Annotated in this window: 23 protein-coding genes; 14 read left to right on the top strand and 9 right to left on the bottom strand. The window is 63.3% G+C overall.

The annotated features are described in order from the left end of the window. Positions 1-4: 4 nt before the first annotated feature. On the bottom strand, positions 5-559 hold the full coding sequence (locus AC1DYW_RS23425) for a response regulator (protein WP_477227759.1): 555 nt from the start codon (positions 557-559) through the stop codon (positions 5-7). Between AC1DYW_RS23425 and AC1DYW_RS23430 the strand changes: the two genes are divergently transcribed. The 3 genes from AC1DYW_RS23430 (at position 529) to AC1DYW_RS23440 (ending at position 2216) form a co-directional block, all read left to right on the top strand. Beyond that, positions 529-1290 carry a Crp/Fnr family transcriptional regulator gene (locus tag AC1DYW_RS23430; RefSeq protein ID WP_095089297.1) on the top strand — a complete coding sequence of 254 codons (762 nt, stop codon included), beginning with the start codon at positions 529-531 and terminating at the stop codon, positions 1288-1290. The genes AC1DYW_RS23425 and AC1DYW_RS23430 overlap by 31 nt on opposite strands. Positions 1291-1419: 129 nt before the next feature. Continuing rightward, entirely contained in the window at positions 1420-1746 is a 327-nt protein-coding gene (locus AC1DYW_RS23435) for an ElaB/YgaM/YqjD family protein (protein ID WP_095089295.1), read from the top strand. Between the two features lie 11 nt (positions 1747-1757). After that, on the top strand, positions 1758-2216 hold the full coding sequence (locus AC1DYW_RS23440) for a hypothetical protein (protein ID WP_477227760.1): 459 nt from the start codon (positions 1758-1760) through the stop codon (positions 2214-2216). Positions 2217-2291: 75 nt separating this feature from the next. Here the strand turns inward: AC1DYW_RS23440 and AC1DYW_RS23445 are convergent, their stop codons facing one another. Next, positions 2292-3833 (bottom strand): sensor histidine kinase, encoded by a 1542-nt coding sequence (locus tag AC1DYW_RS23445; protein WP_477227761.1) that lies wholly within the window; start codon positions 3831-3833, stop codon positions 2292-2294. A 155-nt stretch (positions 3834-3988) separates the two neighbouring features. Here AC1DYW_RS23445 and AC1DYW_RS23450 point away from each other — a divergent pair, with 155 nt between their 5' ends. Then, entirely contained in the window at positions 3989-4162 is a 174-nt protein-coding gene (locus tag AC1DYW_RS23450; protein WP_457153024.1) for a hypothetical protein, read from the top strand. Between the two features lie 29 nt (positions 4163-4191). Here AC1DYW_RS23450 and AC1DYW_RS23455 read toward each other — a convergent pair whose 3' ends face one another. Beyond that, on the bottom strand, positions 4192-5112 hold the full coding sequence (locus AC1DYW_RS23455) for a diacylglycerol/lipid kinase family protein (protein ID WP_477227762.1): 921 nt from the start codon (positions 5110-5112) through the stop codon (positions 4192-4194). A 255-nt stretch (positions 5113-5367) separates the two neighbouring features. Between AC1DYW_RS23455 and AC1DYW_RS23460 the strand changes: the two genes are divergently transcribed. Then, a complete protein-coding gene (locus tag AC1DYW_RS23460; RefSeq protein ID WP_477227763.1) occupies positions 5368-6705 on the top strand; it encodes a PRC-barrel domain-containing protein in 1338 nt (445 codons plus the stop codon). Between the two features lie 75 nt (positions 6706-6780). Here the strand turns inward: AC1DYW_RS23460 and AC1DYW_RS23465 are convergent, their stop codons facing one another. Further along, positions 6781-8340, bottom strand: coding sequence for an alkaline phosphatase family protein (locus AC1DYW_RS23465; protein ID WP_477227764.1), 1560 nt, complete (start codon positions 8338-8340; stop codon positions 6781-6783). A 226-nt stretch (positions 8341-8566) separates the two neighbouring features. Between AC1DYW_RS23465 and AC1DYW_RS23470 the strand changes: the two genes are divergently transcribed. The 4 genes from AC1DYW_RS23470 (at position 8567) to AC1DYW_RS23485 (ending at position 11638) form a co-directional block, all read left to right on the top strand. Continuing rightward, positions 8567-9499 carry a VOC family protein gene (locus tag AC1DYW_RS23470; RefSeq protein WP_477227765.1) on the top strand — a complete coding sequence of 311 codons (933 nt, stop codon included), beginning with the start codon at positions 8567-8569 and terminating at the stop codon, positions 9497-9499. Positions 9500-9503: 4 nt separating this feature from the next. Next, a complete protein-coding gene (locus tag AC1DYW_RS23475) occupies positions 9504-10124 on the top strand; it encodes an alpha/beta hydrolase (RefSeq protein WP_477227766.1) in 621 nt (206 codons plus the stop codon). 2 nt (positions 10125-10126) lie between these two features. Then, a complete protein-coding gene (locus AC1DYW_RS23480; protein WP_095089283.1) occupies positions 10127-10426 on the top strand; it encodes a GNAT family N-acetyltransferase in 300 nt (99 codons plus the stop codon). Between the two features lie 153 nt (positions 10427-10579). After that, on the top strand, positions 10580-11638 hold the full coding sequence (locus tag AC1DYW_RS23485; protein WP_477227767.1) for a dipeptidase: 1059 nt from the start codon (positions 10580-10582) through the stop codon (positions 11636-11638). A gap of 6 nt (positions 11639-11644) precedes the next feature. On the opposite strand, the gene AC1DYW_RS23490 is transcribed toward AC1DYW_RS23485, so the two are convergent. The 4 genes from AC1DYW_RS23490 to AC1DYW_RS23505 are packed head-to-tail and all read right to left on the bottom strand — an operon-like array spanning position 11645 to position 16327. Continuing rightward, positions 11645-11890 carry a hypothetical protein gene (locus tag AC1DYW_RS23490; RefSeq protein WP_477227768.1) on the bottom strand — a complete coding sequence of 82 codons (246 nt, stop codon included), beginning with the start codon at positions 11888-11890 and terminating at the stop codon, positions 11645-11647. A 2-nt stretch (positions 11891-11892) separates the two neighbouring features. Then, the gene (locus AC1DYW_RS23495; RefSeq protein WP_477227769.1) at positions 11893-13152 is read right to left on the bottom strand and encodes an aminomethyl transferase family protein; all 1260 of its coding nucleotides are present in this window, start codon (positions 13150-13152) and stop codon (positions 11893-11895) included. 3 nt (positions 13153-13155) lie between these two features. Continuing rightward, a complete protein-coding gene (locus AC1DYW_RS23500; protein ID WP_477227770.1) occupies positions 13156-14721 on the bottom strand; it encodes a phytoene desaturase family protein in 1566 nt (521 codons plus the stop codon). Further along, positions 14708-16327 carry a phytoene desaturase family protein gene (locus AC1DYW_RS23505; RefSeq protein WP_477227771.1) on the bottom strand — a complete coding sequence of 540 codons (1620 nt, stop codon included), beginning with the start codon at positions 16325-16327 and terminating at the stop codon, positions 14708-14710. The genes AC1DYW_RS23500 and AC1DYW_RS23505 overlap by 14 nt, the downstream gene beginning before the upstream one ends. Positions 16328-16528: 201 nt before the next feature. Here AC1DYW_RS23505 and AC1DYW_RS23510 point away from each other — a divergent pair, with 201 nt between their 5' ends. The 5 genes from AC1DYW_RS23510 to AC1DYW_RS23530 all read left to right on the top strand — a co-directional run bounded on the left by AC1DYW_RS23510 (position 16529) and on the right by AC1DYW_RS23530 (position 21647). Then, positions 16529-17323, top strand: a complete 795-nt coding sequence (locus AC1DYW_RS23510; RefSeq protein WP_477227772.1) for a class I SAM-dependent methyltransferase — start codon at positions 16529-16531, stop codon at positions 17321-17323. 6 nt (positions 17324-17329) lie between these two features. Then, entirely contained in the window at positions 17330-18043 is a 714-nt protein-coding gene (betI, locus tag AC1DYW_RS23515; protein ID WP_477227773.1) for a transcriptional regulator BetI, read from the top strand. A gap of 22 nt (positions 18044-18065) precedes the next feature. After that, positions 18066-19148, top strand: a complete 1083-nt coding sequence (locus tag AC1DYW_RS23520) for an ABC transporter substrate-binding protein (RefSeq protein WP_477227774.1) — start codon at positions 18066-18068, stop codon at positions 19146-19148. Between the two features lie 115 nt (positions 19149-19263). Next, on the top strand, positions 19264-20340 hold the full coding sequence (locus AC1DYW_RS23525; RefSeq protein WP_477227775.1) for an extracellular solute-binding protein: 1077 nt from the start codon (positions 19264-19266) through the stop codon (positions 20338-20340). After that, positions 20337-21647 carry a flavin monoamine oxidase family protein gene (locus AC1DYW_RS23530; protein WP_477227776.1) on the top strand — a complete coding sequence of 437 codons (1311 nt, stop codon included), beginning with the start codon at positions 20337-20339 and terminating at the stop codon, positions 21645-21647. Before AC1DYW_RS23525 ends, AC1DYW_RS23530 begins: the two co-directional genes overlap by 4 nt. On the opposite strand, the gene AC1DYW_RS23535 is transcribed toward AC1DYW_RS23530, so the two are convergent. After that, entirely contained in the window at positions 21611-22684 is a 1074-nt protein-coding gene (locus tag AC1DYW_RS23535) for an ABC transporter ATP-binding protein (RefSeq protein ID WP_477227839.1), read from the bottom strand. The two genes, AC1DYW_RS23530 and AC1DYW_RS23535, sit on opposite strands and share 37 nt — an antisense overlap. Positions 22685-22692 lie beyond the last annotated feature (8 nt).

The following is a 22692-nucleotide window of genomic DNA, read 5'->3' on the forward strand; positions in this document are numbered from 1 at the left end:
CGTCTCAGCCGGGAGAACCCCGCCCGCAGGCCGCCGCCACCGCTTGCATGAGGTCCTCACCCGAATAGGGCTTGCCGACCAGCCTGACGCCCGGAAACGATGTCTTGATTTCATCGGGATCCGAATAGCCCGAGGCAAACACGAACGGCACGCCCGCCGCGCGTAGGCCCGACGCGAAATCGAGTGTCGAGGCGCCACCCAGCATAAGGTCGACAATGGCGGCGTCGAAGTGCGTGGCGATTTGTCGATCGTCGATCTCGGCCAGATCGCGGGCGATCACCACCTCGCCCGCACCATGATCGCGGCAAAGCTGCTCGACATCCATGGCGATGAGAAACTCATCCTCCAGGACCAGAATCCGCAATCCATCAAGCAAAGGGGACACAGGCAAGGGCTCCTTGTAACGGATGGAGTCATGATCGCTATTTGGCAAGCTGTCATTTAAAAAAGACATGTGCCCGTGCGGAACCTCGATCCGCGCGACGCGTTGGGACGCAGCCTTGTGCGGGCTTTCGAAGAGGGGTCGAAATGTCGGGCCAGAGCGGTCGTGCTTTCTCAAGTCGCCAGTATCCTTGCGAGAACTGCCCGTTGCGGCCGTTACCGGTCTTCCGCGACTTCGAAAAACAGGAACTGGCCTTCATCAGCAAATTCAAGAAGGGCGAACTCGCCGTCGACAAGGGCGCCACGGTCCTGGTGGAGGGAAGCCACAGCGCCCATCTCTACACCGTGCTCTCCGGCTGGGCGTTCCGCTACAAGCTGTTGCAGGACGGCCGCCGCCAGATCCTCAACTATCTGATGCCCGGCGATCTGATCGGCCTGCAGGGCAGCGTGATGGGCGAAATGCAGCATTCCGTCGAGGCCCTGTCGCCGATGCTGCTGTGCGTTTTCGAACGCGAGTCTCTCCACGAGCTCTACCGCAATCATCCTGGGCTCGCCTACGACATCACCTGGATCGCGTCGCGCGAAGAGCGCATGCTGGACGAGAATCTGCTCAGCCTCGGGCGGCGCAGCGCCATCGAGCGCGCAGCCTATCTTATCGCCTTCATCGGCAGCCGGGCAAAGGTCGTTGGGCTGAATGGCAAGCAATCCGTTCAGATACCGATTACCCAACAGCACATCGCCGACACGCTCGGCCTGTCGCTGGTCCACACCAACAAGACGATCCGCAAGCTGATGGACCGCAAGCTGATTGTCTGGCGCGACGGCGGTTGCGAGGTCACCGATAATGAAGGGCTCAAGCAACTCGCCGGCTGGGAAGGGCTGGGCGAGGCGCGCCGGCCGCTGATCTGACGAAGTGCCTTTTTGTCAGCGCCAGCGGATCGGGTGCACACGCACGCGTTTTCGGCTACTTTGTCCCTAATGCCGGAACCTTGAGACATGCGGCGCGTTTGAAATCAAGCAATCACAAGGAGTTAAGCAATGGCAACTGCCGCAGGAAAGACCGCAACCGAAGGCCCGTCGAATTCAGATCTCGAAGCCGATATCAGGCAATTGAAGGCCGATATCGACAAGCTCACCAAGCAGTTGGCCAAGACCGGAGAGCATGGCTACGGCACCGCGCGCCGTGCGGCTACGGAAGGGGTCGAGCAATTGCGTGCGCAGGGCGAAGCAGCCTTTGACAGCCTGCGCGGCAATGCCAAGGATATCGAAGCGCAGTTGATGGCGAGCGTGCGCGAAAAGCCGGTGACGTCACTGGCGATCGCCGCCGGCGTCGGCTTCCTCTTCGCGCTCCTCGCGCGTCGCTAGTCGCATTCCAGATGGGAATGCTCGCATCCCTGATTGCAGGTCTGGCATCGGGCGAAACCGCCGCCGCCATACGCCGGGCGCGCACGGCGGCAATCGTCTATGGGCTCGCCATATCCGTGGCGCTCTGCGGCCTCGGCTTTCTGGTCGGGGCAGCCTATATCTGGACGGCAAGTCGCTACGGATCGCTTGCCGCCGCGCTGGGCTTTGGCGCCGGTTTCATGTTGCTTGCCGGGCTGATCCTGCTGATTTTCCAGATATCCGCAGGCTCACGTGCCCGGCGCCGCGCACAACAGCGCAATGCCGACATGAAAGCGATCGGCATCACCGCGGCGCTTGCCGTGCTGCCGGCGCTGCTCAAGGGCAAGGGCGGTCTCGGCGTCATTCTGGGTCCTGCCGTGGCGCTGGCTGCCTACGCCATCTACCGCGAAAACGTGAAACCAGACGATCCGGAAGAAGACGAGCGGAAGTAAGGTCGGTTCTCTCTTTGACCATGATCTCTTCCGAAAACCGGCTTCAACTTTGCGTCGCGGCCTTTTGGTTCGGCATCATGGCTTGTCACTAGGCAGATCTTCCAGCGGCATCGATATTTCGGCAAACACGCCTTCCGGCCGGAACTCATGGGTCACTTCGCTTGAAATGACCTTGGCAAGGCTGCGTCGGATGAGGATCGAGCCGAAGCCGTGTCGCTCCGGCGGGGCGACTTGCGGGCCGCCGCTTTCGCGCCAGGTCAGCACGAGGCGTCGGGTCCCCTTTCTGCCTTTCGTCCTCCAGCCGAGATCAACCTTGCCTGACGCCACCGACAGCGAGCCATATTGCAGCGCATTGCTTGCCAGTTCATGCAGGATCAGGCCAAGCCCGACAGCCTGGTCTGGCGACAGCAACAAATCGTCGCCGGAGATCGTCATGCGCGGCTGGTCGGCGGTGTCGAAAGGCCTGACCTCGATCTGGACGAGTTCACGGATGCCGATGCCGCGCCACTCGCGGTCGGACAACAAATTGTGGGCGATGCCCAGGGCCTGAAGCCGGGCACCAAAGGCTTCGAGGAACTCGCTGGGCTGGCGGGCATGGCGCACAGTCTGCGTCGCCAGTGCCTGGACGGTCGCCAGCGTGTTCTTGACGCGGTGGTTGAGCTCGCGCAGCAGCAGCCGTTGCCGCTCGTCGCCAAGCTTGCGCTCGGAGATGTCGTAGTTGACGCCGAAGATCAGGGTCGGCTTGCCGTCGCCGTCGCGCTCGATGACGCGGCCGCGCGTGGCGAGCCAGCGCGGCGGATGAAAGCCCTTCACCCGGTATTCGCCGAAATAGTCGTCGCTGCCGGTCAAGGCATCGCGAAAGCGGGTTTCGGTCTGGTAGACGTCGCGTGGATCGATGACGGTGAGGATGTCGCGCGCCCGCAGCCGGTTCGAGCGCGGCAGGTTGAACAGCTCCGACAGCAAGATATCGCATTCGATGATGTCGGTGCGGATGTCCCATGCCCAGCTGGCGAGCGAAGCTGCGTCGAGCGCAATGGCGCGCCGCTTTTCCTCACGCACAAGTGCTGCCTCGGCGATAGCGCCGCTGCGGGTCGCATCCTTCAAAGTGAACAGGCTGCCGGCGAGGCCGGCGAGCGCCTTCAACTGCTTGAGCATGGCGCTAGACGGAAAGGCATGCGGCTTGCGGTCGAGCACGCACAGCGTGCCGATGCGGGCGCCAGCCACGATCATCGGCGCGCCGGCGTAGAAGTGGAGATGATGCTTGCCGGTGACCAGCGGGTTGGTCTTGAAACGTGGGTCCGTCGTGGCATCCGCCACCACCATCGGCTCGTCGCCGGCGGCAATCGCATGGGCGCAGAAGGAGATGTCGGTCGCGGTTTCGGTCTCGTCCAGACCGATACAGGATTTGAACCATTGGCGCTTGTGGTCGACGAGCGTCACCAAGGCGATCGGAACCTGCATAGCCGCCGCGGCAAGGCTGCTTATGCGGTCGAAATCCGGATCGGCCGCCGTATCCAACGCCTCCAGACCGTGCAGCACGGCCAGCCGGTCCTCGTCCTTGACCGCGCGCGCAACTTCGGCCGGCAGATTCGGCACTGTTTCCGCCTTGCTGTTCACCCAAGTCCCCAATGGCCCGTCCCGGCCTTCGCTGCTTCCCGCACCTGCCGGCTCATGACCAGCCGGCGTCCCCGGAACCATCCTAGCGAGGAACCGTTACCCGACCGTGTTTTGCCGACCGCGCCAGTTGGCGAATAACGAGACAAGGACCGATCATGACCAAGATCATCCCCGAAAACAAAGCGCGTCAGGGGCGGTGGGGCTGGCACGGCTTGCGTATCCTGATTGCAGCGCTGCTTTTGGCCTTCGCGGCCTGGGGCATCGCCGAAATCTATGGTGAAATGGCCAAGACGCCGGTGACGGAGCAAGGAAGCGCGCCAAGCGGCTAGATTTTCGGCCTTCATCGTTGGAGATCGCATCAGGCAGCCTTCGCCTCTGCGATGCGGGCCGGTACCAGGACATTGAGTGCGCCAGGCCGGATTTCGATCGTCGTCTCACGGTCAAGCCTGACCAGTTCACCGTCGATGACGGCACGGAACTTTCTGCTGCCCGAATGGATTTTCAGGACCGTTCGGTCAGCTTGATGGATTTCCACGTGTTCGTTGTCGCGCCATTTTCCGCGCGCCATGTTGAAGAAGAATTTGACCAGTTCGGCACGCTGCTGCGCCACCGTGACATAGACGCCAAGCACGCCGCCCGCCGGGTTGTCGGCGTAGGGCAGGTGGCCTTCGCCGAACAGATTGTTGGTGATGCCGATGCCGGTGATGCGGGCCGCCATCTCGGCGTTGCCGATGCTGAGCGTCACGTTCATCGCCGGTGGATTGTTGATCGTCGCCCAGGCCGCCTTGGCCGAGGCGCCGATCTTTCCCAGACGTGAACCGAATTCCATTTTCTGGCGCAGCTGCACCATCTTGGCATGCATGCCGATTGAGAACTGATGAACGAAGGGCCGGCCGTTTGCCGTGGCCACGTCGACCGCGATGATCTCGCCATCGGCGAAGGATTTCAGCGCGGCATCGAGGGACTGCGGAATACCCAGTCCGCGTGCGAACAGATTCATCGTGCCGGCCGGCAATATGGCAAGCGCCTTCCTGGTGCCCATCAGCCGGGCGGCGGCGGCGGAAATGGTTCCATCACCGCCGCCGGCCAGCACGACATCGACAGCGCGTCGCGATGCAGCGCCATCAAGCGTCTCCACCACGTCCTTGCCGGCAACGACATCAATGCTGAGGGAGTGGCCTGCCGTCTCCAGGGTCTGGCGCATTCTGTCGGAAAAGACGGCAAGGTCCGTCGTGCGCAAGGTGCCGCCGTCCCGGTTCAGCACCGCAGCAAATTTCATGCCCCGCTCCGCCATTCCATCACGATAGGGCCGGGATAGACCCAGCCACGGGCTGAAACGCGACCAAGCGGGAAAGGTTCCGTTTTGAGAAACCGCCGGCGCTTCGCCGCTTCTTGGCTTCGGCACGACGCGAAGTGTTTTGTCGGAACAACAGCATGGTCACGACGTTGTGAAGAAGATGCCGCGTCCGAACCTCCTCAGCGACGGTTCAACCGAGCGCGGCGCGTACGAAATCACCCACGAGGAGAGATCATCATGACCCGCAACCTCTTAGCCACGACCGCACTCGCAGCGCTGGTCGCGACCGGGGCCTATGCGCAGAATGCGACATCCCCGGCGCCGGCCCAGACCCCCGCTGTTCAGGAGCCAGCCGCCACTCCGGTGCGCACCGAAGGCAGCATCGTCACCAACATCATCGGTGAAACCGTGTACAACGGCACCGGCGACGATGCCGAGAACATCGGCAAGGTCAGCGATGTCGTCTTCGACAAGGATGGCCAGGCCAAGTCCGTCGTCATCGGCGTTGGCGGTTTTCTGGGTGTGGGAGCGAAGAATGTCGCCTTCGATTACGACAAGCTGCAATGGGCCGAAAGGAACGGCGACCGCTGGCTGGTTGCCCAGGCGACCAAGGACGAACTGACGGCGCAGCCGGAGTTCGACAGCAAGCCCTATGCACCGGCTCCGGCACCGGCCGCATCGACGGACGCAAAGGCTCCGGCTGCATCCGCGCCGGCTGACACCGCGCAGACACCCGTCGACATGAATGCTGCGCCGGCCGAACCGGTGAAGCGCGCCGACGGCAATCTCGCCACCAACATCATTGGCGAAACCGTCTACAACGGCACCGGCGATGACGCGCAGAACATCGGCAGCGTCAACGACATTGTTCTGACAAATGAAGGCAAGGCCGAGTCGCTGGTCATCGGCGTCGGCGGCTTCCTCGGCCTTGGCGCCAAGAATGTCACCTATGATTTCGGCAAGGCCCAGTGGGCCGAGAAGAACGGCGACCGCTGGCTGGTGGCCCAGACCACCAAGGAGGAACTTCAGGCGCAGCCGGATTTCAACCGCAAGGCCTATGATCCGGCACCGGCAACGACGGCTTCCAATGAGCCGGCTGCAACCGCACCGGCTGCTGCACCGTCCGATGCCACGGCTCCTGCCGTCGCACCGGCTGACAAGACGGCTGAGGCTCCTGCTGCTTCGACACCCGATGCCTCGGCACCCGACCAGACCCAGACGGCGGCAATCGACAAGTCGACCTTAACCGAGATGCCTGTCGGCGAGATTCGCGCCGAGGACCTGAAGGGCACGACCGTTTACGGTGCCAATGACACCAAGGTCGGCGAAATCGGTGACGTCGTGCTGGCGCCCGACAACAAGACCGACGCTGTGATCGTCGATGTCGGTGGCTTCCTCGGCATTGGCGAGAAGGAAGTCGCGGTCGGCATGGATAATCTCAAATTCATGACCGACAAGGATAGCAGGAAGTACCTGTACACGACCTTCACCAAGGAACAGCTCGAGGCTCAGACTGCTTACGACAAGGGCAGCTATACGGAGAAGCGTGACCAGCAGCGCATTATCGTGCAGTAGGATAGCAGGGCAGTAGGGCAGTAGGGCAGTAGGGCAGTAGGGCAGTAGGGTGCGGCGTAGTCCAAGCCTACCGCTCTACTGCCTTGATCCCCTGCTAACATGGCCGGCAACACCGTGCTCGGTCAGTTCGGCCAGTGCCAGCGACTGGTCGAGATGTTCGGCTCGCCAGGCAAGCAGCCTTTCGGCGAACTCCAGCCGCACGGCCAGGTGGGCCGGATCGGCGGCGAGGTTGTTCAATTCGCCCGGATCGCCTTCCAGGTCGAACAGCAGCGGCGGCAAGTTACCGCCGAAATGCACATATTTGAATTTTTCCGTGCGGATGACGGCGAGATTGCATTGGCGTGAGGCGACGCCGAAATGCCGTTCGGCTTCGCCCTCGGCAATCGAGCGGAAATCGAATTCCCAATGCGCGGCATCGCGCCAGGCTGCAGGGCTCCCACCGCTCAGGAACGGCTTCAGCGAGCATCCGTCGAGATGCGGTTGTGGGGCTTCGCCGAGCAGGTCGAGAAGCGTCGGCAAAATGTCCACCGCTTCGGTGAACCGATCGACACTGCCGCCGGCAGCCTTGCCGTGACGCGGGTCGCGGATGATCAGCGGAATGTGGTAGCTGCCGTCGAAATAGCCGCCCTTGCCCAGCATGAAATGGTCGCCCATCATCTCGGCGTGGTCCGAGGTCAGCACGATGATGGTGTTGTCCCACCCGCCCGCGGCGTTGACCGCTTGCCAGATACGGCCGAGCTGCGCGTCGACCTCCGAGATCATGCCGTAGTAGATCGCGCGGATGCGACGAAAATCGTCGCCGCTCCAATCATGCACCTTGCCACTGGCCTCGGGACGGAACTTGGCCTGCTTCTGCCGACCGAGATCATAGGCGAGATAGGGGTGGCTCTCTGCCTCTGCCTGCCAGCTTGCCGCACGGTGGAAGGCGGGACCGTCAGCCGGATCATACAGCGTGTTGTATGGCTCCGGCGCGATGAAGGGAGGGTGCGGGCTGATGAAGGAAAGATGGGCAAACCATGGTGTATCGCCCTCCTGCTCGCCGAGCCAGCGCGTGAATTCGCCGGTCAGAAAGGAGGCTGGGGTTTCGTCCTTCGAGTAAACGGGCGGTGCGTTGCTGACGGCCTTGCCGCCTTCGTTCACCGGGCGATGGATATCCGGCGATCCGACGCTGGTATCGATGCCCCGCTGCTTGAGCCAGGACAGCCATTGCTTCTGATGCTCGGGCAGCAGCTGGCGCACCGCAAATCCAGGCAGCACGCCTTCATAGCTTTGCAGCCGTGGGTCGCCCGGCGCCAGCAGGCGCGGGTCGAGCGATACGTCGGTGTAGCCGAACAGCGTCGGATCATAGCCGAGGCTGCGGGCATGCAGCGCGATGTTGCCATGACGGGCGTCGAGCGGCGTGCCGTTGCGGCAGACGCGGTTGTTCATCTGGTAGAGGCCGGTGTAGAGGCAGGCGCGGGCCGGCGAGCAAGGTGCCGCACCACCATAGTGCCGCTTGAACAGCACACCCTCGGCGGCCAGCGCGTCGGCATTCGGCGTCTTCACAACCGGATGGCCGGCAGCCGACATGCAATCGCCGCGCCACTGGTCGCATGTGATCAGAAGAACATTCGGGCGCCTGGCTTTTCCGGTCACTCGCGATACCCTTATCCTGTATGGTCGAACGCCGCTCATGGAACCGAATTCCGGCGACGGCGCAAGCCTGACATGTTCGTCAATTGGTGAACGAAGTTGTTTGGATTGTTCACTATTAAAGCACAGTCCATTCTGTGTTTGCCGCCTTTGCCGCAGGCGGTGGTGTCCTCATATAGGCGTGGACAGCGGCAAGGGCCGCACAAGCACCAAGGGAAGGAGCAAAACCATGCTCGATCAGATCAAGGGCCTGCATCACGTCACCTCGATGGCCAGGGATGCCCGCCAGAACAACGAGTTCTTCACCAGGAAACTCGGCCAGCGCCGGGTCAAGAAGACCGTCAATTTCGATGCGCCTGACGTTTACCATCTCTACTATGGCGACGAGGCCGGCACGCCGGGTTCGGTGATGACCTATTTTCCGTTTCCCAACATCGGCAAGGGCCGTCATGGCGTCGGCGAAGTCGGCACCACGGTCTACTCCGTGCCGGAAGGCACGCTCGCTTATTGGGAGAAGCGTTTTGCCGATGAAGGCGTCTCGGGCCTGTCGCGCGACGAGATATTCGGCGAGAAGCGCCTGGCCTTTGCCGGACCGGACGGCGATGGTTTCGCCCTGGTCGAGGACAAGGCCGACGCCAGAAAGCCATGGGCGAAAGGCGGCATCCCCACCGATGAGGCGATCCGCGGCTTTCACTCCGTGTCGCTCAGGCTGAAGGATGGCGGCGCCACCGAGGAGCTGCTCAAGTTCATGGGCTACGAGGAGATCGACAAGTCTGGAAATGTCAGGCGGCTGGCAGTGAAGAACGGCAATGGCGCCGACGTCGTCGACATCGAATCGCTGCCCGGCGCCGCCTTCGCCGATCTTGGCGCCGGCTCCGTCCACCATGTCGCCTTCGCCGTCGAGAACCGCGCCAAGCAGCTTGAAGTACGCAAGGCGTTGATGGACACCGGCTATCAGGTGACGCCGGTGATCGACCGCGATTATTTCTGGGCGATCTATTTCCGCACGCCGGGCGGCGTGCTGTTCGAAGTCGCCACCAACGAACCGGGTTTCGATCGCGATGAGGATACCGCTCATCTCGGTGAGGCGCTGAAGCTGCCGACGCAGCATCAGCATCTGCGGCCCTATCTCGAACAGCATTTGCAGAAGCTGGAAGGCTGAGACCATGAGCAAGGACGCTTACACTTACAAGGTGCTGCCCGGTTCGCCGGGCGGTCCGCTGCTCTTCGTCTTCCACGGCACGGGGGGCGATGAGAACCAGCTTCTGTCGCTGGGGCGCGATCTCTTGCCCCAGGCAACCATCATCTCGCCACGCGGCGATGTGGCGGAACATGGTGCGGCGCGCTTCTTCCGCCGCACCGGCGAAGGCGTCTACGACATGGGCGATCTGGCGCGGGCGACGGACAAGATGGCCGGCTTCATCAAGGCCCATATCGAGGCGGCGAAGCCGTCAGCCGCGTTCGGCCTTGGCTATTCCAACGGCGCCAACATCCTGGCCTCGGTGGTGTTTGCGGCGCCGGCGATGTTCGATGCCACGGTGCTGATGCATCCGCTGATCCCGTTCGAACCCGAGATCAACGGCAGTCTCGCCGGGCGTCATATTCTCGTGACCGCAGGCAGGCGCGATCCGATCTGTCCGCCGAACCTGACCACGCGGCTCGAAGCCTATTTGCGTGCCGACGGCGCCGATGTCACAGTGGAGTGGCATGACGGCGGGCACGAGGTGCGGCCAAACGAAATCGAGGCGGCACGGCATGACTTTGCCGGCGCCACCCAGGGAGTATAGCGATGCCGGACCAACTGCCTGAAATCGAACTGGAAGATCGCGGTTCCAAGGGTCGCTATGTCCTGCGCGGGCCAGACGGCGCCGAGGCCGAGATGACCTTCACCAAGATCGGCGAGCACCAGATCATCATCGACCATACAGAAGTGCCGGACGTCTTCCGCGGTCAGGGTGCCGGGCTTCGGCTCGTCACCCGCGCCGTCGAGGATGCGCGCGCGGCGGGCAAGAAGATCATCCCGCTTTGCCCGTTCGCCAACGCCCAGTTCCGCCGCCACCATGAGTGGGCAGACGTGCTGAAGCAGTAGGATCGGCCGGCATTTCGTCGATCGGAACGGGCGCGACATCAGGCTGTCGTCCCGCTTCGATGGCTTTGGCATTTGCACGGGTAGCGCATCTTGCCTAAGTGGATATGATCTATCGCAGCCACCGCGCCGACAAACGAACCGAATGATCCCCTAATGACCGAAACCGACCTCGTTCCCGTCTTCGACGGCCACAACGACACGTTGCTCAGACTCTACCAGTCAAAAGACACGGACGTCGAAAAGCTGTTCATCGAGGGGAAATCGGGCGGTCATATCGACCTGCCGCGCGCGAAAGCCGGTGGCTTTGCCGGCGGCATGTTCGCCATCTTTCCGCCGCCTGTCGAGAAAACCAGGCGCAGCGCCGTGCCGCTGGCGCCGAGCGATGCCGAGCCACTGCCGCCCGAGGTCCCGCGGGCCGATGCGTTGACCTCGACGATCGCGATGGCCTCGATCCTGTTCAGGCTGGAACGAGCCGGAGGGCTCACCGTCTGCCGCAGTGCCGGCGATGTCCGCAACGCCATGGCGCAAGGCTCGATCGCGGCGGTGTTCCACATCGAAGGGGTCGAGGCGATCGATCCCGAACTCACAATGCTCGACGTGTTGCATGCTGCCGGCCTGCGCTCGCTCGGCATCGTCTGGAGCCGGCCGAACGCCTTCGGCCACGGCGTGCCGTTCCGCTTTCCATCCTCACCCGACACCGGCCCCGGGCTGACCGATGCTGGCAAGGCGCTGGTCAAGGCCTGCAACCAGCTGAAGATCATGATCGACCTGTCGCATCTCAACGAGAAGGGCTTTCGCGATGTCGCCGGGCTCAGCGACGCCCCGCTGGTCGCCACTCATTCCAACGTCCACGCGATCTGCGGCCATTCGCGCAACCTCACTGACTGGCAGCTCGGCGCGATCCGCGAATCCGGCGGCATGGTCGGGCTGAACTTCGCCACCGGATTCCTGCGTGAGGACGGCCGCATGAATGCCGACACCAGCCTCGACATCATGGTGCGCCATGTCGATTCGCTGCTGCAGGCGCTGGGCGAGGACGGTGTCGGCCTTGGCTCGGATTTCGACGGCGCCATGATCCCAGCCGTCATCGGCGATGTCGCCGGCCTACCGAAGCTGATCGATGCATTGGCGGCGCGCGGTTTCGGCCGCGCGCTGATCGAAAAGATCGCCTATCGCAACTGGCTCAGCATGCTGGAGAGAACCATCGGGTAGAAAGACCTATTCGAAACCCACGCGCTTGAGCCAGTCCTTGCCGACACCGCGATCGCGGATGATCGGCAGCGGATCTTCCGAATCGAGCCGCGCGCAGATGCGGTAGACTTCGAGCGTCTCGGCGCTCATCTCGCCGCCCTTGTAGAAGAACATGGCGGCGGCATAGCGCGTGCGGCCCGACCATTTCTCGCCGAGCGGCGTGTTGACCAGCTCCCATTGCTCGGCGGCTTCGAGTTCGGCTTCGTCGGTCATGGTCAGAAATCCGCCGGCGGATTGGCAGTGCGGCGGTCGAGCTTGATGAAGGGCCGCGCCACCACCTTGGCCCGCTTCATCAGCTTCTGATACTGCAGCTCGCGCATGGCGTAGATCTCGACCCAGAGGTCCTCGACCATGGTGTCACCATACGGCCGCGCCAGCGAGGCGATGGCGATGTTGCGCTTGGCCATTGGCGACCACATGGCGGCGCTGACCAGGCCGACCTCCTGGCTTTTCTTGTGGTAGACGATGGCGTGTTCGGCGGGGATGTTGCCTTCGATCTCCAGCCCGACCAGCACGTGGCGCAGCCTGCGTTTCGCCCGGGCTTCGAGGATGGCGCGGCGACCGTTGAAATGACCTTTCTCCGGATCGATCATGAAGCCGAGGCCGATCTCGTCCGGCATGCGCAGGCGATCGGCGCGGATGGCGTGCTCGGCTGTGGTGAAATCCGCATTGGCGACGATCAACCCGGCTTCGAGCCGGGCGCGATTGAGCGCGGTGTAGCCGATGGCGCGGATACCGCGCAGTTGGCCGGCCGCCATCAAGCGGTCCCACAGGCTGAGCGCCCTATCGGCCGAGACGAGCAGTTCGTAGCCGAGATCGCCGGTGAAGCCGGTGCGAGAAATGCCGACGGTGCCGCCATCATGCTGGAAATCGGCGAGGTCGAATATTTTCAGCTTCTCGACGCCGCTGAAGCCGGCATCACGCAGCACCGCAAACGAGGTCGGCCCTTGCAGCGCGAGCCCGGCGACGGTCTCGGTTTCCTCCGCGACGGTGACATCGAAGCCAATCGCGCTGTCGAGCAGCCACGGCAGATGCCGCTCCTGCGAACACAGCCGGAAGCGTGTCGGCGACAGCCGGAACAGCGTGCCGTCATCGAGGACGAAGCCCTCGTCGTCGCACCACGCCGTGTAGTGGACACGGCCCGGTTTCAGCTTGGTGACATCGCGCAAGGTGACGCGGTCGAGGAAGGCTTCGGCGTCCGGCCCTTCGATCCGGTATTTGGTCATCGGCGAAATGTCGAACAGGGCGGCCTGGCTGCGGATGGCGAAATATTCGAGTTCCTCGTCCCACAGCGAATGTGGCGCGCGGTAGCCGGCCCAATTGTACCAGTCCTGGGTCTTGGCCAGCGCGTCGATGCGCGGCTGGAACGGCGTGCCAAGCCGCAGCGTGCGGAAATGGTCCTGCGCGGCGATGCGGGCGGAAACAGCCGCGCTGACTGTGTTCGAGACGGGCTTCTTCCTGGTTGACTGGGCCATGGCTTACCCCTTCATCGCAATGATGCGTCGCGCGGCGTTGAGGCCGGGAGCGCCGGAGACGCCGCCGCCGGGATGTGAGCCGGCGCTGGCCAGGAACAGCCCTTCGAGTGGTGTGTCATAGCCCGACCAGCCGGACACTGGTCGCGAGATCAGCATCTGGTCGGCCTGCAATTCGCCGTGGTGCCAGTGGCCGCCCGGCATGCGGTAGCGCGTTTCGATGTCGGCCGGCGTCAGAAGCTCGGCGTGGACCACGCTTTTGCCGATGCCAGGCGCATAGGCTTCGAGCTGGGCCATGATCGCCTTGAGGAATTTCGGCTTGCCGGCATCCCAACCCTCTTTCAGCGCGTAGGGCGCGTATTGCACGACCGCCGACAGCACGCAGGCGCCGCTCGGCGCGAGCGACGGGTCGGCGAGGCTGGGCAGCGTGATCTCCATCACCGGCTCGGGTGAGAACTCGCCATATTTGGATGGGTTGAAGGCGCGCTCGACATGGTCGGGCGAGGGTGCGATCACCAGGCGGCCCTTGTGGCCGGCGGCATCGACGCCGGTGAATAGCGGCGGCCGGTCGAGCGCCAGATTGAGCTTGGCCGCATCGCCTTTCATGCGAATGTTTTTCACCTTGCGCACAAAGCCGGTATCGATCTCGCGCGGCCCGACAAGGTCGAGGAAGGTGGTCGCCGGATTGATGGCCGAGACGATCGTCCTGGCACGCAGCACCTCGCCAGTGTGGAGCGCAACACCGACTGCGCGGCCTTTCTCGACGATGATCTTCGCTACCGGCGTCGACGTGCGGATGGTGACGCCGGCCTTTTCCGCCGCGGCTTGGATGGCAGCGACAACCGCGCCCATGCCGCCTTGCGGAAGTATCTGCGCGCCGGCCTTGCCGCCGGTCTCGCCGGCCAGCCGGTAGTAGAGGCCGAGCAATGAGGTCGGCGAGCGGGGGCCGAGATGGCTGCCCAGCGTCGCATCGAAAGCGAGCAGGCCTTTTAGCCTGATATCAGCCAACTGCTCGTCGAGCAGGTCGGCAACATTCATCAGCAGCACGCGCAGGAAGTCGCGCATGTCTTCCTTGCCGAGCTTCTTCAGCGCCAGCGCGGTCTGGCCGAGCGAGGCGGTCTCGATCAGCGACATGCCGGCGAGATCGGGCGGGCGGCGGGAGAGGAACGGCTTCAATATGCCGGCATAGCGCAGCAGCTGCGCGCGCAGCTCCTTCCAGGTCGACTGCTCGGACGAGTTGGCGCCGGTCAGCACCTCGCCATAGGCGCCATGCAAGGCCAGCGGCGGGCCGTCCCTCGACAGCGCAACCGACGGCATGAAGTCGGCGCGCGCGAATTGCAGCCCGTGCTTGTCCAGGTCCAGCGCCTTGACCACATCGGGATGCAGCCGGTTCAGCAGATGGGCGATTGACGAGACACGAAAGCCCGGCGCGAATTCATCGGTGCGCGCGGCGCCGCCGACTTCGCTTCCGGCTTCGAGCACCAGCACCTTCCGGCCGGCTTTCGCCAGCGCGGCCGCGGCGACGAGGCCGTTGTGGCCGCCGCCAATGACGATTGTCTCAGATGACGTCATGGGCAGCGCTCATATGCGAGGTGGATTTGGCGAGGTCGCGCAGGATTTCCGCCGCGGCGTTGCGCCCGGGCGCTCCCATGACGCCACCGCCGGGGTGGGTTGAGGAGCCGCACATATAGAGGCCGCCGACCGGCGAGCGGTACTGCGCGTAACCCGGCACGGGCCTGTTGAACAAAAGCTGGTCGAAGGTCAGTTCACCCTGGAAGATGTTGCCTTCGGTGAGGCCGACCTCGGCTTCGATCTCGCGCGGCGTGCGCACTTCCATATGAACGATGCGATCGCGAAAGCCCGGCGAGTATTCCGCGATCTGCGAAATCACGCTCTCGGCAAAGCCGTCGCGGTCGGCATCGGTCCACTCGGCTCCTGCTATCCTGGGGGGCGCGTATTGCACGAAGCAGCTCATGAAGTGCTTGCCGGCCGGCGCCATGGTCGGGTCGAGGGTCGTTGGAATGACCATGTCGAGGAACGGATCGGCCGACCAGCGCCCGGCCTTCCAGTCGTCATAGGCGCGCTCCATGCGCTCCATCGAATCGGTGAAATGCATGTCGCCGCGATAGACCGGCGAATCCTTCGGCAGCGCCGGGAATTCCGGCAGCGAGTCGAGAGCGATGTTGACCTTGCCGGACGAGCCGCGGATCTTGAAGTTCCTGACCCGGCGCAGGAAAATATCGGGCAGTTCCTTTTCCTCGACCAGCTTCAGGAAGGTGCGCTTCACGTCGGCATTGGAGACGACGAGCTTGCCATGAATCTCCTCGCCGCCGGCCAGCACCACGCCCTTGGCCTTGCCCCTGCCAACCAGCACATGGTCGACCTCGGCACCGGTGCGGATGGTGCCGCCCGACGCCTTGAACGACGCGGCCAGCGCCTTGGTGACCGCGCCCATGCCGCCGCGCGCATAACCCCAGGCGCCGACCGAGCCATCGACCTCGCCCATATAGTGGTGCAGCAGCACGTAGGCGGTGCCGGGCGACATCGGCCCGAGCGCGGTGCCGATGATGCCGGACAATGCGAAGTTCGCCTTGATGACGTCGGTCTCGAAATATTCGTCGAGGAACTCCGAGATCGACATGGTCCAGAAGCGCAGCGTCAGCGCCATTTCCTGCGCCGAAAGGCCGGCGAATTTCCTGCCGAGATAGAGCAGTTCACCGACGTCGCGTGGCCGCAGGCTGGTTGGATCGGGTGCGGTGCGCATCAGGAGCGGCTGGATGAAGCGGCACTGCCGCGTCACGTCGCGGGCGTAGCGGTCATAGGCTTCGGCATCGCGCTTCGAGAAGCGGGCGAACTCGCGCCGGTGGGCATCGTGGTCGCGGTAGTTGGCGAGGTAGTCACCGTCACGCGTGAACACCGCGCCGCCCTCATAGGAGATGACCTGCAGTCCGAAGCGCGGCAATTCGAGGTCGCGCATGATCTCGGGGCGAAAAAGCGAGCAGACATAGGAGCAGTTGGAATAGAGGAAGCCCGGCGTCAATTCCCGGCTGGTGGCGGCACCGCCGATCCAGTCGTTCTTCTCGATCACCAGCACGTCTAGGCCGGCGCGCTGCAGATAGCAGGCGTTGACCAGGCCGTTGTGTCCGCCGCCGATGATGATCGCATCCCAAGCTTTCATTTTGGCCCAGTCTTCCCGTGCGACCCGCTCTTCATTTTTGCGTGATCTGTTCCCGAATGAACGGAATTTGGCATGGCAACCGTCATTTTGTCCAGCCATATTGAATGAATGTTCAACAAATGGTGTTGCGTTTTACCCTGTATGCGCTACGCTTTGCCGGCAATCGAAAGTGCTCAAATCGGCTGACGGGGCCGAGGTGCGATGATCGAAACGGCAGCTGCCGAGCCTGAGTATGACGACACCGCCATCCGCTTCCTCGAAGCGCTGTGGGGCGACGGCTACCTGTCGCCGGGCGGGCCGGACGAGGTCGATCGGGTGGTCCAAGGGCTCTCGCTCCAGGGCAAGACAATCCTCGACATCGGCTGCGGCTCGGGCGGCATCACGCTTCATCTGGTCGAGCGCCATGGCGCTGCCCACGCCACCGGCTTCGATGTCGAACAGCCGGTGATCGAGACAGCCCGGCGCCGCGCCGCCGCGCGTGGGCTCGCGGATCGTGTCAGCTTCATCCAGGCGCCACCGGGCTCGCTGCCTTTCGCCGACCATTCCTTCGATGTCGTCTTCTCCAAGGATGCGCTGCTGCATGTGCCCGACAAGGATGGCCTGTTCGCCGAAATCTTCCGCGTACTGAAGCCGGGCGGTGTCTTTGCCGCCTCCAACTGGATGATCTCGCATGACGGCGAACCGTCGCCCGAGATGAGGGCCTACATCGCCGCCGAAGGCCTGTCCTTCGCCATGGCATCGCCCTCCCGCTATGCGCAGGCGATGCGCCGGGCCGGCTTTGCCGATGTCACCGTCAAGGACCGCAATCCCTGGTATCGCGACGTCGCGCGTGGTGAGTTGGAAAGGCTGAAAGGACCGCTCTATCCGACTGTGGCCGCGGTGGTCGGCGCCGCCTATGTCGACAAGAACATACGAACCTGGGAAGCCATGCAGAAGGTGCTTGACAGTGGCGAACACCGTCCCACTCATCTTCGCGGTCGGAAGCCGGTTGGATAGCCGGCGATGCTGGAGACCATCAGACCCATGAAGACGGCAGACGCCAGGGAAACCCTCCTTGAACCAATGCGGAAAGCTGAATCCGAGAAGCGCGGACGCAAGGCCTCGAAGGAGGTCAGGCAGCTTCAGCTCATCGAGGCGACGATCGATTCACTGGCCAAGCGCGGCTATTCGGAGACGACGATGGCCGATGTCGCCGATGGCGCGGGCCTGTCGCGCGGCATCGTCAATTTCCATTTCGAGAGCAAGGAAAAGCTGCTCATCGCGACCTTGCAGCATATGTATGACGAGTACTCGGCGCATTGGCGCAATGCCCTGCAGAAGGCGGGCGATGATCCCGCTCGGCAACTCCAGGCGCTGGTCGCGGCCGATTTCGATCGCTCGATCTGCAACAAGCGCAAGCTCGCCGCCTGGTGCGCCTTCTGGGGCGAGGCCAAGTCGCGGCCGACCTATCAGGCGCTGAGCAGTGCCCGCGATGCCGTCTACCAAAACATCTTCATCGACCTTTGCGCGGCGCTGAAGCAGAGCGGCGACTATGCCTATGAGCCGCAGGTCATGGCGCTGGCACTCAGTGCCATGACCGAAGGGTTGTGGCTGCGGTTGATGATGGGCACCGAGGACACCACCCGTGAAACCGCCTTGCAGGCGGCCAATGAATTCCTGTCGGCGGCATTCCCCAAACACTATCCGTGGAAGGCGGCCGGCGCGGCGAAACCATAAGAAAACCACAGAGGATGGAACAATGAAAACACTGACGAGACGCCTGACACTGACCTTGGCGCTGGCCGGAACGCTGGCGGCATCGGCCGCCGCACTTGCGGTCGCCGCCGACAAGGACTTGATCGTGTTCGACTGGTCCGGCTACGAAGACCCGAGCTTCCACCCGAAATATGTCGAGAAGAACGGCGACTCGCCGACCTTCGCCTTCTTCGGCGACGAAGACGAGGCGTTCGAGAAGGTGCGCTCCGGCTTCAAGGCCGACCTCGGCCATCCCTGCTCGCAGAGCGTGGTGAAATGGCGCGAGGCGGGCCTCTTGCAGCCGCTCGACACGTCGAAGATCACGGGCTGGAAGGACCTCAATCCCGGCATCATGGCGATGAAGGATCTTGCCACCACGCCGGACGGCAAGGCGTGGTTCATGCCTTGGGATTGGGGCAACACCCAGCTCACCTACAACACCTCCAAGATCGACGCCAAGGACGTGCAGTCGCTGAAGGCCTTCGCCGATCCCAAGTTCAAAGGCAGGGTGTCGATCGGTGACAATGTCGACGACGCCTATGCGCTTGCCAGTCTGGCCATCGGCCTCAAGGACTGGACCAAGATGACCGACGACCAGTTCAAGCAGGCTTCGGATTTCCTGCGCCAGGTGCACAAGAACGTGCGCTCCTACTGGACCGACACCACCGACGTCGTGCAGTTGCTGAGCGGTGGCGAGGTCGACCTCGCTTGGGCATGGAATGACGCGACGGTGCAGTCGGTGGCGGCCGGTGTGCCGATCATGTCCAAGAAGGACACCGACGAAGGCATTTCGACCTGGGTCTGCGGCTACGTGCTGTTCAAGGACGCGCCCGACAATATCGACAAGGCCTATGACTATCTGAACGCCGTCAACGATCCGGAGACCGCCAAGGTGCTGGTCAAGGACTGGGGCTATGGCCAGGCCAATGCCAAGGGCATGGCTGGCGTCGATCAGGCGGTGCTGAAGGAAAAGGGTTATGACGACGTGCAGAAATTCGTCGACAAGACGCTGTTCCAGTCGCCGGTTCCTTCCGAACTCAAGCTCAAGATGATCGCCGAATTCGAGAAGATCAAAGCCGGCTATTGAGCCTGTCTCGCCGGTCCGTCCGCCCGTCGACATGGCGGGCGGACGGGCTCGCCAAAGAAGCCGAATTCTCCTAACGTCGCAGCAACCTTTTTCGCGACGGGGGAGTTTTCGAGCCATGAAGTCAGTGCTACGCCGCCTTGCCCTTGCCGCCGCGTGTTTGATCGGCGCAGGCTCCGTCCATGCCTTGGCGGAGGGTGGTGGCGACCTCGTGGTGTTCGACTGGTCGGGCTATGAAGATCCGCTGCTGCACCCCACCTACGCTGCCAAATACGGCGCCGAACCGACCTTCGCTTTCTTTGGTGACGAGGACGAAGCCTTCGAGAAGATGCGGGCGGGCTTCAAGGCCGACATTGCCCACCCCTGTTCGCAAAGCGTGGTCAAGTGGCGCGAGGCCGGCATGCTGCAGCCGCTCGACACGTCGAAGATCATGGGCTGGAAGGACCTCAATCCCGGGATCATGGCGATGAAGGATCTCGCCACCACCGCCGACGGCAAGGCCTGGTTCATGCCGTTCGACTGGGGCAACACCTCGCTGCTCTACCGCACCGACAAGGTGACGGCCGAACAGGCGCAGTCGCTCAGGATTTTTGCCGATCCCAATTTCAAAGGCCGCGTCACCATCGGTGACAATGTCGACGACGCCTATGCGCTGGCGAGCCTCGTCATCGGCCTCAAGGACTGGACCAAGATGACCGATGCGCAGTTCCAGGAGGCATCCGCTTTCTTGCGCGACGTGCACAAGAACATCCGCTTCTACTGGACCGACGACACCGACCTCAACCAGGCCTTTATCGGCAACGAGGTCGACCTCGTCTGGGGCTGGAACGAGACCTTCGTGACGCTGAAGGGGCAAGGCATGCCGATCGCCATGAACCGCGACACCAAGGAAGGCATTTCGACCTGGGTGTGCGGCTATGTGCTGATGAAGGATGCGCCGCGCAAGCTCGACGAAGCCTATGATTTCTTGAACTCCGTCAATGCACCCGCCGTGTCGGACTACTTGGTCAAGACCTTCGGGTATGGCCATGGCAATGGCGCCGGCATGGCGGCGATCGACCACAAGGTGCTGGTCGACCGCGGCTTCGACAATCTCGACAAATTCCTCGACAAGACGCTGTTCCAGCAGCCGGTGGCGCCGGAGCTCAAGCAGCGCATGGTCGCTGAGTTCGAGAAGATCAAGGCCGGCTATTGACGAGCGAACCGCAAAGAACCGACGTCGTCATCGTCGGTGCCGGCTTTACCGGCCTGTCGGCAGCGCTCGAGCTGAAGGCGGTCGGCATCGACTTCCGGCTGCTCGAAGCGCGTGACCGCGTCGGCGGGCGCGTCGAGTCCAGGCAGAATGGGCTTGGCGAGCGCGTCGACAGCGGCGGTCAGTTCCTGTGCGAGGACATGCCGGAGCTGATGGCCCTCGTCGCGGCGCGCGGCAAGACGCTGGTCGAGACTTATCTGGATGGCGACTTCGTCGCCCAACCGGCGATGTCTGCGAGGGAGGCGGAACGAACTTATGCCGGCTCGATGGCGATCCGCGACCGCATGAATGCGATCTCGCCTGATGATCCGGCAATTGCCGGCCTGACCGTAGCCACATGGCTCGCTGGCCAGAGCGATCCTGACGACGCCAAGGCGGTGTTCCGCTCGATGATCGAAGGCCTGTGGTGTCAGGCTCTGGAAAAGCTGCCGTTGTGGCACCTGATCGACAATGACCGGCGCATCACCAACGAGGTGACGGAGCTGCAGTATTTCGTGCGCGAAACCATGCATGCGCTGGCCGACGATCTGGCTCTCGATCTCGGCGACCGGCTGCGGTTGAGCAGAGCGGTTACGGGGATCGAACATGGGCCGGGAAGGGTCCGTCTCGCATCGGCGGCGGGCACCATCGAGGCGCGGACGGTGTTGATCGCCGTACCGCCGACGATGGCCGCGAAACTGGATTTTGCGCCGCCGCTGCCGGCTGGCCTGCAAAGAGCTCTGGCGGTCTGGCAAAGCGGCGCGGTGATCAAGGTGCTGGTGCGCTATCCCACCGCTTTCTGGCGCGACCGAGGCCTGAGCGGCATGGTGATGTGGCGCGACCTGCCGGGGCTTTTTGCCTGTGATGTCAGCAAGGACGACGATGACGCCGCGCTGGTGGTCTTCGTCGGCGGGCCGCTCGCCTTGCGCTGGCGCGAATTCGGCGATGCGGCACTGCGCGCCGAAATAGCGAAAAAGCTGGTGGAGGCCTTGGGGCCCGAGGCGGCCGGCATCCTCGATCTCAGCTATCGCGACTGGACGGATGACCGCTGGAGCGGCGGCGCCTACGGCGATCTCATCATCGATGCGAAGGCAACCGACGCCGAGCGCACGCTTCTGACCGGTGCTGCGCCGGTGTATTTCGCCAGTTCAGAACTGTCGCCGTCATTTCCGGGTTATGTCGAAGGCGCCATCGTTGCCGGGCGCATCGCCGCGCGCAAGATCATGGCCGAGCTTCAATCGGCCATCGCCACCAGCGCCTCGGGATCGTAGGCAAGGCGGATCGAGGTGCCGACCGGGATGTCGTCGGCGCCGAAATCGTTGGTCTCGGTCACTGACAGCGGCTTTTCCAGGCCCGGTATCTCGACGATCAAATGGGTGATCTCGCCGAAATAGTGGCGTTCAACGACTTTGCCTGCGACCTCGAACTTGGCCGTCGCGTTGTCCCACAGCACGCGCAGGCGTTCCGGCCTGATGCCGAGCGTGGCTGCGCCACCATTGCGCACGAAGGCCTTGGGCTTGTCGGTCTTGACGCGGCCGAAGCCCAGCGTGTCGACAACCAATGAGGCGCCATTCTCCTCGACGATCTCAGCCTTGACGAAGTTCATGCCGCCGAGGAAGTCGGCGACTTGGCGATTGACCGGCCGCTGGTAGATTTCCTTGGGCGAGGCGACCTGCGCGATTTTTCCACCGAACATCACGGCGATGCGGTCGGACATGGCGAGCGCCTCATACTGGTCGTGGGTGACCAGCACGAAGGTGATGCCGACAGCCTGCTGCAGGCGGCGCAGCTCGACCTGCATCTGCTCGCGCAGTTTCTTGTCGAGCGCCGACAGCGGTTCGTCGAGCAGCAGCACCTTGGGCCGCATGACTAGCGCACGGGCGAGCGCCACGCGCTGGCGCTGGCCGCCGGAAAGTTCTGTGGCCAGGCGCTTGCCGAGGCCGGTCAGCGACACCTGCGCCAGCGCTTCCTCGACGCGGCGTTTCTCCTCGCCGCCTTGCAGCTTGAGCCGCTTCAGCCCGTAGGCAACGTTCTGCTCGACATTGAGATGCGGGAAGATCGCATAGCTCTGGAAGACCATATTGGTCGGCCGGCGATTGGCCGGGATGCCTTCCATCGGCTGGCCGCCGACCGTGATCGAGCCGCTGGTCGGATTGTCGAAACCGGCGATCATGCGCAGCAGCGTGGTCTTGCCGCAGCCGGACGGACCGAGCAGCGAGAAGAATTCGCCCTCTTTGATGGTCAATGAGGCGTCGTCGAGCGCCTTGAACGCGCCATAGCTGCGGGTGACGTTGCGGATCTCGATCATTGGCCTAT

The sequence above is a fragment of the Mesorhizobium sp. P2_D5 genome (assembly GCF_056404355.1).

Bases quoted from the DNA above. Each gene is read 5' to 3' on its own strand.
- AC1DYW_RS23430 (WP_095089297.1), top strand. From the start codon at position 529: ATGTCGGGCCAGAGCGGTCGTGCTTTCTCAAGTCGCCAGTATCCTTGC.
- AC1DYW_RS23435 (WP_095089295.1), top strand. From the start codon at position 1,420: ATGGCAACTGCCGCAGGAAAGACCGCAACCGAAGGCCCGTCGAATTCA.
- AC1DYW_RS23440 (WP_477227760.1), top strand. From the start codon at position 1,758: ATGGGAATGCTCGCATCCCTGATTGCAGGTCTGGCATCGGGCGAAACC.
- AC1DYW_RS23450 (WP_457153024.1), top strand. From the start codon at position 3,989: ATGACCAAGATCATCCCCGAAAACAAAGCGCGTCAGGGGCGGTGGGGC.
- AC1DYW_RS23455 (WP_477227762.1), bottom strand. From the start codon at position 5,112: ATGAAATTTGCTGCGGTGCTGAACCGGGACGGCGGCACCTTGCGCACG.
- AC1DYW_RS23460 (WP_477227763.1), top strand. From the start codon at position 5,368: ATGACCCGCAACCTCTTAGCCACGACCGCACTCGCAGCGCTGGTCGCG.
- AC1DYW_RS23470 (WP_477227765.1), top strand. From the start codon at position 8,567: ATGCTCGATCAGATCAAGGGCCTGCATCACGTCACCTCGATGGCCAGG.
- AC1DYW_RS23475 (WP_477227766.1), top strand. From the start codon at position 9,504: ATGAGCAAGGACGCTTACACTTACAAGGTGCTGCCCGGTTCGCCGGGC.
- AC1DYW_RS23480 (WP_095089283.1), top strand. From the start codon at position 10,127: ATGCCGGACCAACTGCCTGAAATCGAACTGGAAGATCGCGGTTCCAAG.
- AC1DYW_RS23485 (WP_477227767.1), top strand. From the start codon at position 10,580: ATGACCGAAACCGACCTCGTTCCCGTCTTCGACGGCCACAACGACACG.
- AC1DYW_RS23490 (WP_477227768.1), bottom strand. From the start codon at position 11,890: ATGACCGACGAAGCCGAACTCGAAGCCGCCGAGCAATGGGAGCTGGTC.
- AC1DYW_RS23495 (WP_477227769.1), bottom strand. From the start codon at position 13,152: ATGGCCCAGTCAACCAGGAAGAAGCCCGTCTCGAACACAGTCAGCGCG.
- AC1DYW_RS23500 (WP_477227770.1), bottom strand. From the start codon at position 14,721: ATGACGTCATCTGAGACAATCGTCATTGGCGGCGGCCACAACGGCCTC.
- AC1DYW_RS23505 (WP_477227771.1), bottom strand. From the start codon at position 16,327: ATGAAAGCTTGGGATGCGATCATCATCGGCGGCGGACACAACGGCCTG.
- AC1DYW_RS23510 (WP_477227772.1), top strand. From the start codon at position 16,529: ATGATCGAAACGGCAGCTGCCGAGCCTGAGTATGACGACACCGCCATC.
- betI (WP_477227773.1), top strand. From the start codon at position 17,330: ATGCTGGAGACCATCAGACCCATGAAGACGGCAGACGCCAGGGAAACC.
- AC1DYW_RS23520 (WP_477227774.1), top strand. From the start codon at position 18,066: ATGAAAACACTGACGAGACGCCTGACACTGACCTTGGCGCTGGCCGGA.
- AC1DYW_RS23525 (WP_477227775.1), top strand. From the start codon at position 19,264: ATGAAGTCAGTGCTACGCCGCCTTGCCCTTGCCGCCGCGTGTTTGATC.
- AC1DYW_RS23535 (WP_477227839.1), bottom strand. From the start codon at position 22,684: ATGATCGAGATCCGCAACGTCACCCGCAGCTATGGCGCGTTCAAGGCG.